This is a genomic window from Methylotenera sp. (assembly GCF_029946165.1).
Taxonomy (GTDB): domain Bacteria; phylum Pseudomonadota; class Gammaproteobacteria; order Burkholderiales; family Methylophilaceae; genus Methylotenera.
Genome location: NZ_JAQSDZ010000003.1, coordinates 60,965 through 70,634 on the forward strand (window position 1 = coordinate 60,965; position 9,670 = coordinate 70,634).

Annotated in this window: 8 protein-coding genes; 6 read left to right on the forward strand and 2 right to left on the reverse strand. The window is 41.5% G+C overall.

Annotated features, from left to right (window positions below; genetic code table 11):
• Window positions 1-3 precede the first annotated feature (3 nt).
• A complete protein-coding gene (nusA, locus tag PSV17_RS02165; protein ID WP_300479204.1) occupies window positions 4-1,470 on the reverse strand; it encodes a transcription termination factor NusA in 1,467 nt (488 codons plus the stop codon).
• An 88-nt stretch (window positions 1,471-1,558) separates the two neighbouring features.
• Window positions 1,559-2,044 (reverse strand): ribosome maturation factor RimP, encoded by a 486-nt coding sequence (rimP, locus tag PSV17_RS02170; RefSeq protein ID WP_300479206.1) that lies wholly within the window; start codon window positions 2,042-2,044, stop codon window positions 1,559-1,561.
• 398 nt (window positions 2,045-2,442) lie between these two features.
• Between rimP and PSV17_RS02175 the strand changes: the two genes are divergently transcribed.
• The 6 genes from PSV17_RS02175 (at window position 2,443) to PSV17_RS02200 (ending at window position 9,583) form a co-directional block, all read left to right on the forward strand.
• Window positions 2,443-4,131: an alginate export family protein gene (locus tag PSV17_RS02175; RefSeq protein ID WP_300479209.1), complete on the forward strand. Its 1,689-nt coding sequence runs from the start codon at window positions 2,443-2,445 to the stop codon at window positions 4,129-4,131.
• A 27-nt stretch (window positions 4,132-4,158) separates the two neighbouring features.
• On the forward strand, window positions 4,159-5,160 hold the full coding sequence (locus PSV17_RS02180) for a sulfate ABC transporter substrate-binding protein (protein WP_300479212.1): 1,002 nt from the start codon (window positions 4,159-4,161) through the stop codon (window positions 5,158-5,160).
• Between the two features lie 131 nt (window positions 5,161-5,291).
• Window positions 5,292-6,290 (forward strand): cysteine synthase A, encoded by a 999-nt coding sequence (gene cysK, locus PSV17_RS02185; protein ID WP_300479214.1) that lies wholly within the window; start codon window positions 5,292-5,294, stop codon window positions 6,288-6,290.
• Between the two features lie 409 nt (window positions 6,291-6,699).
• Entirely contained in the window at window positions 6,700-7,530 is an 831-nt protein-coding gene (gene cysT / locus PSV17_RS02190) for a sulfate ABC transporter permease subunit CysT (protein WP_300479215.1), read from the forward strand.
• Between the two features lie 28 nt (window positions 7,531-7,558).
• Window positions 7,559-8,467 carry a sulfate ABC transporter permease subunit CysW gene (gene cysW, locus PSV17_RS02195; RefSeq protein ID WP_300479217.1) on the forward strand — a complete coding sequence of 303 codons (909 nt, stop codon included), beginning with the start codon at window positions 7,559-7,561 and terminating at the stop codon, window positions 8,465-8,467.
• Between the two features lie 39 nt (window positions 8,468-8,506).
• Complete coding sequence (locus tag PSV17_RS02200) at window positions 8,507-9,583, forward strand: sulfate ABC transporter ATP-binding protein (RefSeq protein ID WP_300479219.1); 1,077 nt, start codon at window positions 8,507-8,509, stop codon at window positions 9,581-9,583.
• Window positions 9,584-9,670 lie beyond the last annotated feature (87 nt).

Genomic DNA, 9,670 nt, shown 5'->3' on the forward strand with positions numbered 1-9,670 from the left:
GGTTTACTTAAACCAAGGTGCACGTGCTGTCATGATTAATGTTTTCGCGCGTTCTGCATCCATGCCAGTTAGCTCTTCTAATTCATCAACCGCTAACTCGGCTAAATCGTCCATTGTTGCTACGCCTTTAGATGCTAATAGATGCGCAGTTTCAGCATCCATGCCTTCCATTGTTAACAAATCTTCAGAAGCTTCATCTACTTTTTCTTCTTTAGCAATGGCTTCTGTTAACAAGGCTGCACGAGCGCGTTTACGTAACTCTTCAATGGTATCTTCATCAAACGCTTCGATTTCGTTCATTTCCGCCAAAGGTACGTAAGCGATTTCTTCTAGAGTGCTAAAACCTTCTTGCACTAGAATTTCTGCCACTTCGGCATCTACATCTAACTTATCCATAAACAACTGGCTTACACCAGCAAATTCATCTTGGTTTTTCTGAGCGGCTTGATCAACTGTCAGAATGTTTAATGTCCAACCAGTTAACTCTGAAGCCAAACGCACGTTTTGACCGTTACGGCCAATCGCTAGGGCTAATTGCTCTTCATCCACCACAACATCCATACTGTGCGCATCTTCATCTACAACAATGCTAGAAACTTCAGCAGGTGACATTGCGTTAATCACAAATTGTGCTGGCTCCATAGACCACAACACAATATCGACACGCTCGCCAGCCAGCTCACCTGTCACCGCTTGTACACGTGAACCACGCATACCTACGCAAGTACCTACAGGGTCAATGCGTTGATCATTACTTTTCACTGCAATTTTTGAACGCAAACCAGGATCCCGTGCCGCAGCGCGAATCTCTAGCAAGCCTTCTTCAATTTCTGGCACTTCCAACTCAAATAAGCGCACTAAAAAATCAGGCGTAATTCTTGAAAGAATTAACTGAGGGCCACGACCACCACGTTCAATACGTGAAAGGAAAGCACGCACACGGTCACCCACACGTAGATTCTCTTTAGGAATCATTTGTTCGCGCGGCAATAATGATTCAATACGACCTACTTCAATAATTGCATTACCTTTTTCCATACGCTTAATCACGCCTGTGACTAATTTTTCATCGCGCGCTAAAAAGTCTTCTAGAATTTGTTCACGTTCAGCTTCACGCACTTTTTGCAAAATTACCTGTTTTGCAGCTTGTGCGCCAATACGGCCAAATTCAATGCTTTCTAATGGCTCTTCGTAATATTCGCCAATATTCAAACCTTTAGCGTGTTCGCTTTCTTCATCGATTTGATAAGCTGAGTTTTCTAGCAAGTCATATTCAACATATTGCCAACGTCTAAATGTTTCATAGGCGCCACTTTCACGGTCGATAGACACACGCACATCGGCATCATCATGATGTTTTTTCTTGGTGGCTGATGCCAAGGCAAGCTCAAGCGCAGTAAAGATAACCTCTTTACTCACATTTTTTTCGTGTGCTAGTGCATCTACCAATAATAAAATTTCACGACTCATCATCTATCTCCGACTATAAATTGCAGATTAACTGCTTTATTTCATTAAATTCTTATCAAACGATTTATTTAAATACTTTAATATTTCTTTAAAATACTGGGTTCAAACGCGCTTTATCAATATTACTCAGTGCCATTTTGTACACAACGCCATCAAACTCAATTAACACTTGGCCATCTTGCACGCCCTTAATAAAACCTAAAAAGGTTTTACGTGGCAAGGTTGTTTCTGTCGCGTTTGGGCTTTCATCTTTCATGCCAACCCGTAACTTAATCTGCGCACGCTCACCAGTAAACCTAACAAAATCAGCTTCTTTTTTCAGTACCCGATCCATGCCTGGCGATGAAACTTCCAAACGATCGTAATCAATATCATTTTCCACCGCCAATAAGTTACCAAGCTGGTTACTCACCAAGCTGCAATCATCAATATTGACGCTGTCTTTAATATCCGCAGGGTTTAATTTATCTATAAAAACACGCAACAATTTACCGCGATTAGAAATTTCTAAATCAACAAGTTCGTAACCCAATTGGGTTACCGATGTCTCTATCAACGTATGCAAATCTTGCATGTTTATTAAACCTCTATTTCCTAATGCGAGCTTGCGAATTTATGCGCAAGTCGCAGAAACAAAAAATGGGCACAAAGCCCATCGAAAAAATTCTTCCGTATTATACCTATCAATTCAATGAATTGGAAACAATACAATCAATAAAGTCTGCTTTTCATGCAATTGGCATAAATTCTTCATCCATATTCTTTTTAGTTATAAATTTATGATAACAAATTATTTTTAATTATTAAATTGTTTATTTATAGTGCGTACTTGCTTATTCACTTAAGCCACCATAAAGAAAACAAGAGCTGTACTGAACACCATTAACAAATCTAACAAATTAATAAATAAGTAATTAGATCTGTTTAACAGCTTATCAAAACTATATTTAGCATTGAAATAAAAGGAACATCATGCAAACTAAAAGTAATCTTTCATTGAGTAGAAAACTAGCAAAACCTTTATTGATTAGCGGCTTGTTTCTTAGCGGGAGCTTTGCATACGCTAATGAAGCAGAAATTAAACTTGCTGGAAACACACAGCAAACCAGCATTGATGACTTAGAGCAACAAGAGAAAGTTAAAACACGTTTGACAGAAATTGCTGCAGAAGAAAAGGCAGCCGTCAAAACAGCAAATGGCTATTACGTAGAGCGTAGAAGTTATGGAACGCAAAAAGAAACCGACCCACCACGTTACGTAAAACAAGCGAATAAAACATGGTTGAAAGATTACGCGGCTTTTGATGATGTGAATTGGTTGGATTTAGGTTTGGAATACCGCGCACGTTATGAGCATCGCGATAATGACTTCCGTCGCGCCAATGAAAATGTCGACGATCCATTACTCTTGCGTACCCGCGCTTATGTGGGCGTGAAAGAGATTTTGGATCCTTTACGTTTTGCTGTAGAAGTCCAGGATTCTCGCCGTAATAATGGCGACTACACGCGTAAGTATGACACTCGCGATGTGAATCAAGCCGATGTTTTACAAGGCTATCTTGAGTTGCATTTTAAAGAATCAGTTTTTGGTAAAGATGACTTAGGGAACAATCGCCCATTTTGGATTCGTGGCGGCCGCTTAGCATGGGAAGCATTGGATCGTCGCTTAATTGCTCGTAACGAATGGCGTAACACTACAAACTCCTTCCAAGGCATCCGTGCCAATATCGGTGAGAAAAAGAATGATTGGCAAATAGAGGCATTTGCGGTTAAACCCGTACAACGATTTACCCGCCAATTGGATGAAGTAGACCATGCGCAAGATTTTTACGGTGTAATCGGTGACTGGCGTGGCTGGTCTGAATACGTCACTTTACAACCTTACTACTTTTTACTAAAACAGGACGGCAACAAGGTTAAATATAACTCTAACGGAAAAGAGTTAACTGGGTCTGAACTTAGGCAGGCGCAAATCGACCGTAAAATCCATACCGCAGGTTTACGTGCATATGGTGCTTTTAATTCAGGCTGGGACTATGACACGAGCTATGCTAAACAATGGGGCAATCAAGATCGCTTCTTGAACGCTACGCTGGGTAGCATCAATGTTGATCATGATGCTTACGCGTATGGGGCAGAGCTAGGTTACACCTATAAAAATTCATGGAAACCTAGAGTCAGTGCATATTACGGTGTAGCGACTGGTGATAGCACACCCGGAAACACTGTAGATCGTGGCGACAGCCAACGCTTTGAACGCTTATTCGGTTTTGCTCGCCCTTGGTCTAATAACGACTACATCCAAATGGAAAATATTAGAACACCTAAGTTGCACTTGGAGTTTGAACCAAAAGTATCTTTCCTAGAGAACGTAAAAGTGGACACGAGCTTCAGTTGGTATCGTTTGGATGATTCTTCTGACCGCTGGCAAGCGGGTAACAATCTTCGCGACAAAACCGGTGCTAGTGGCAACGATTTAGGTAAAGAAGTTGACTTGCGCGTGCGCTTCCCAGTAAACCAGTATGCCTCTCTGAACATTGGCTACGCACATTTCTGGGCTGGCGATTTTGTGAAATCAAACACCCGCAAAGTGGCTGGTGAAGCTAATCGCTCAGATTCATCTGACTTCTTCTACACCGAGTTAACCGTATTAGGTTTTTAACAATCAGAAAACTAGAAAGAAAATACCATGCAAACATTTAAATATTTAAAGAAAACCTTGCTGATTAGCGCACTATTTTTGCCGCTAACAGGCTTAGCAGCAGACGTATCATTATTAAACGTATCTTATGATCCAACTCGCGAGCTGTATGTTGACTATAACAAAGCCTTCGCAAGCTATTGGAAGAACAAAACTGGCGACAATGTGACCATCAAACAGTCGCATGGCGGCTCTGGCAAACAAGCACGCTCCATTATTGACGGCTTAGATGCTGACGTTGCAACCCTTGGGTTAGGTTACGATGTAGACCAGTTGTATGAAAAAGGTAAGTTGATTCCTAAAGACTGGCAAAAACGTCTGGCGCTGAACAGCTCACCATACACTTCTACCATTGTGTTGCTAATCAGGAAAGGCAACCCTAAAAAAATCAAAGATTGGGATGATTTAACAAAAACTGGCGTGTCTGTGATTACTCCTAACCCGAAAACCTCGGGAGGCGCACGCTGGAATTATTTAGCAGCTTGGGCCTATGCGCAAAAGCAAGGAGGTAATGAAGCTAAAACCCAAGAATTTATCAGAAAGTTATTCAAAAATGTTCCTGTGCTCGATACTGGTGCGCGTGGATCGACAACTACCTTTGCTGAACGTGGCATTGGAGATGTATTAATTGCCTGGGAAAACGAAGCGTTTTTGGCTCAAAAAGAATTCCCTGGGAAATATGAAATTGTTATTCCTTCACTTTCTATTTTAGCTGAGCCACCAGTAACAGTGGTTGATAAGTACGCAAAAAAACATAATACTGAGGCGGTTGCCAAAGCATATTTGGGATATCTATATGCGGAAGAAGGGCAAGAAATTGCTGCGAGAAACTTCTACCGACCTACACTTGCTTCTATAGCTAAAAAGTATGAGTCACAATTTCCTAAAGTTAATTTAGTTAAAATTGATGATGACTTTGGTGGTTGGCAAGTGGCTCAGAAAAAACACTTTTCTGATGGCGGTACATTTGATCAGATTTATCAAAAATAAGTCACCCGAGCAAGGCATGTATTATTACTTGCAAGGCCTTTGAGGTCTTGCGGAAATAATTGTATATTGATGTCTTTAAACTCTTGTACCTAAATTTGGGTCAATAGTGATTAATCATCAAAGGAATTCTTATGTCTAATTGGTTTGAAGATAATGCACAATCTATCGGTAATACGCCTTTAGTTAGGCTAAATCGTATTACCGATGGTGCAGGAGATACTGGTGGCGCGACTGTATTAGCAAAGATTGAAGGTCGTAATCCAGCTTACTCGGTCAAATGCCGAATAGGCGCCGCTATGATTTGGGATGCGGAGCAACGCGGTTTGTTAGGGCCAGGTAAAGAAATTGTAGAGCCAACCAGCGGCAATACTGGTATTGCGTTAGCCTTTGTTGCGGCTGCCCGTGGAATTCCGCTGACATTAACCATGCCTGACACTATGAGCTTAGAGCGCCGCAAACTATTGATCGCGTATGGGGCAAAACTTGTGCTCACTGAAGGTGCAAAAGGCATGAGTGGTGCTATTGCAAAAGCCGAAGAAATTGTTGCTTCTGACCTAAACCGCTACGTTTTACTTCAGCAATTTAAAAACCCAGCGAACCCAGCGATTCATGAAAAAACAACTGGACCAGAAATTTGGAACGCAACCGATGGCAATATTGACATATTGGTCGCAGGCGTAGGCACAGGCGGAACGATAACAGGCGTTTCGCGCTATATCAAAAATACCCAACATAAGAAAATTTTGACGGTGGCGGTAGAACCAGCCTCAAGCCCAGTAATTACTCAACTCCGCGCTGGCGAGACAATTAAGCCTGCGCCACATAAAATTCAAGGCATAGGCGCTGGCTTTATACCAGCAAACCTTGATTTAACTATTGTAGATGACGTTGCGCAAGTGACTAATGAAGAAGCTATTATGTATGCCCAACGCTTGGCGCGTGAAGAGGGCATATTATCTGGCATATCCTGTGGAGCAGCAGTTGCAGTGGCTGTGCGCTATGCAAAACTACCAGAAAATGCGGGCAAAACGATTGTGGTCATTCTGCCTGATTCAGGCGAGCGTTATTTAAGCTCAATTTTGTTTGATGGCTTATTTGATGCTCAAGGCATAGCCGTTGATAAGGAATAGCCGTTTAATTGCTTTAAGGTGGTTGGCCGCTATCACTTAAAATCAAGCGGCAGCAGTGCTATCAAGATCAAACTAGTTAAAAAATATTAACGCTATATCAAACCACACGTCCGCTAAACTTCACCAAAATCCCAATTAATCCCACTAAGTTTCAGACTAAGCTCTTCCGTAGCCATAGAAACACAAAATCAGTTAGATATTGCATATTTTGTTTCAAGGCGAGACCTGTTACTGCTAAAGAATTACAACCGTCCTCTTTATTTAATCGTAGCGTAGAAAAAAGTAGGAGGAGTTCCCGTTCAGTAGCTTAATACCATTTAGCTATAAAGTTATAGGTAAACAGTATTTTTAACTTATTAAGAATCCTGTTAAATTGGCGACCGCTTCCAAAAGTTATCGATTGAATAATATGTTCACTAAAAAGAATATCCTCCCCGGTTTTAATCTCTCTCTAGGCTACACGATACTTTATCTTAGCTTGATTGTATTAATACCTTTGTCCGCTGCATTCATTAAGACGGCTGAGTTAAGTTTTAACGAATTCTGGGAAGTGGTTTCCGCACCGCGGGTCGTGGCGTCTTATAAGTTAACCTTCGGCGCCTCTTTAATTGGTGCATTGATTAACGCAGTATTTGGTCTACTAACGGCTTGGGTATTGGTACGTTATAAATTTCCAGGTAAAAAAATTCTCGATGCTTTGGTCGACTTACCTTTTGCACTCCCTACCGCGGTAGCTGGTATTACCTTAGCTACTCTATATTCAGCTCACGGCTGGATTGGGGCGTGGCTTGAACTGCTTAGCATAAAGGTGGCATCCACTCCACTGGGCGTAATTGTGGCGCTGACCTTTATTGGCTTGCCGTTTGTTGTACGCACAGTGCAACCTGTATTAGAAGACTTAGAAGCAGAAACAGAAGAAGCCGCGGCTAGCTTAGGTGCCAATCGCTGGCAAACTTTCTCTAAGATTGTTTTCCCCGCAATTTGGCCAGCACTGCTCACGGGTTTCTCATTAGCTTTTGCAAGAGCAATTGGTGAATACGGTTCTGTCATTTTCATTGCAGGAAACCTTCCTTTTGTATCTGAAATTACCCCACTCATCATTTACATAAAATTAGATGAACACGAATATGCACAGGCTACGGCGGTGGCTGTTGTAATGTTAGTCATTTCTTTCTTACTTTTGTTTGCTATAAACGGCTTGCAGTGGTGGCTTAGCCGTCGCAACAACTCTTCATACTAAAGTATTAAACCTTCATTTAGAGAACATTATGGCCATTAACACAGCTGCAAACACTTTAGCTAAATCACAATATAGCAACTACAGCAACAAAGTAGCGATCACCCGTGCAACTTCCGAACCAGTTCTGGTTAGGCGCTTGTTGATTTCTGTTGTTATTGTATTTCTGGGTGCTTTTTTAATTCTACCTTTAGTAGCAGTTTTTACCGAAGCATTACGTCATGGCTTCGCCACTTACTTTGCCGCGATAAGCGATGCAAATGCGCTAGCGGCAATGAAACTCACTTTAATTGCTGCACTTATTGCGGTGCCGCTCAATGTGGTGTTTGGTGTATCTGCAGCTTGGGCAATTGCCAAGTTTGAATTTAAAAGTAAAAGCATCCTCATCACATTGATAGATTTACCGTTCGCCGTTTCACCTGTGATTGCTGGTTTAATCTACATCTTAATCTTTGGTATGCAAGGTTGGTTTGGATCATACCTGTTTGATCATGACATCAAAATCATCTTTGCTGTTCCAGGTATTGTATTAGCCACTATCTTTGTTACGTTTCCTTTTGTTGCCCGAGAATTAATACCTTTAATGCAAGCGCAAGGTAAAGAGGAAGAGGAAGCGGGTCTTGTTTTAGGCGCATCAGGTTGGCAAATCCTATGGCGCATCACATTCCCAAATATTAAATGGGGTTTGTTATATGGAGTAATTTTAACCAATGCACGGGCGATGGGTGAGTTTGGTGCTGTTTCTGCGGTATCAGGACACATCATTGGTATGACCAATACGATGCCTTTACATATTGAAATTCTCTATGCAGACCATCAATTAGCCGCGGCCTTTGCCGTGGCTTCACTACTTGCTTTACTTGCGATTGTGACACTGATAGTCAAAACCTTTGTTGAATGGCGTGTGGCACAAAACGCTATTCACAATGAAAGCATCTAAATACTTACACCTCAATATTGAATCAACTGGAATGAATCTATGAGTATCGAAATACGTAATATTAAAAAGAACTTTGGTAGCTTTAGCGCCCTAAATGGGATTAGCTTGGATGTACCAAGTGGAGAGCTAGTCGCATTGCTCGGGCCTTCAGGTTGCGGAAAAACTACACTGCTAAGGATCATTGCGGGACTCGAAACTCCAGATTCAGGTAGCATTCACTTTTATGGTGAAGATGCTACAGCAAGACAGGTGCGTGATCGTCAAGTGGGTTTTGTATTTCAACACTATGCCTTATTCCGCCATATGACTGTATTTGAAAATGTAGCTTTTGGCTTACGCGTTCGTCCTAAAGAAACGCGACCATCTGACGCAGAGATTAAAAGACGCGTGCATGAGCTATTAGAGCTTGTGCAACTTGACTGGTTGTCAGATCGTTATCCTCCACAATTGTCTGGTGGGCAACGACAACGTATCGCTTTAGCACGTGCATTAGCTGTAGAACCTAAGGTATTATTACTTGATGAACCATTCGGTGCATTAGACGCAAAAGTGCGTAAGGAACTTCGTCGCTGGTTGCGTCGCTTACACGACGAACTTCATATCACCAGTATTTTTGTAACACATGACCAAGATGAAGCTTTGGAGGTTTCTGACCGGGTAGTAGTGATTAATAAAGGTAATATAGAGCAAATAGGTTCGCCACAAGAAGTTTACAATCACCCGGCAACACCATTTGTCTATCAATTCTTAGGTAATGTTAACCAATTCAATAGTCACGTACATTTGGGTGAAGCTAAAATTGGTGATATTCAAGTGAAAGTTCACGCACATGAAGGAACTCAGAATAGCAATGCTACAGCATATGTACGTCCTCATGACATCGAAGTTCATAAAGAACGTAATGGCATTGCTCCAAGCTTTGAAGCTACCGTTAGCTATATTCATGCCATTGGCCCATTAGTCAGATTAGAACTACAACCAGCAGATCAATCAGACTTAGTTGAAGCTGAGTTAACACAAGAGCGTTTTCGCGAACTTAACCTCATTCAAGGTCAAAACGTATTTGTGTACCCAAGAAATGTACGAGTATTTTTAGAAGAGGGCAGCAATATATAGCTTACTCAGAGTTGATTCACTACTTAACCCCACCCTCACTACGAGGGCATTATTTTGCCCTAAATAGCATTAAACGTTAACAATTTA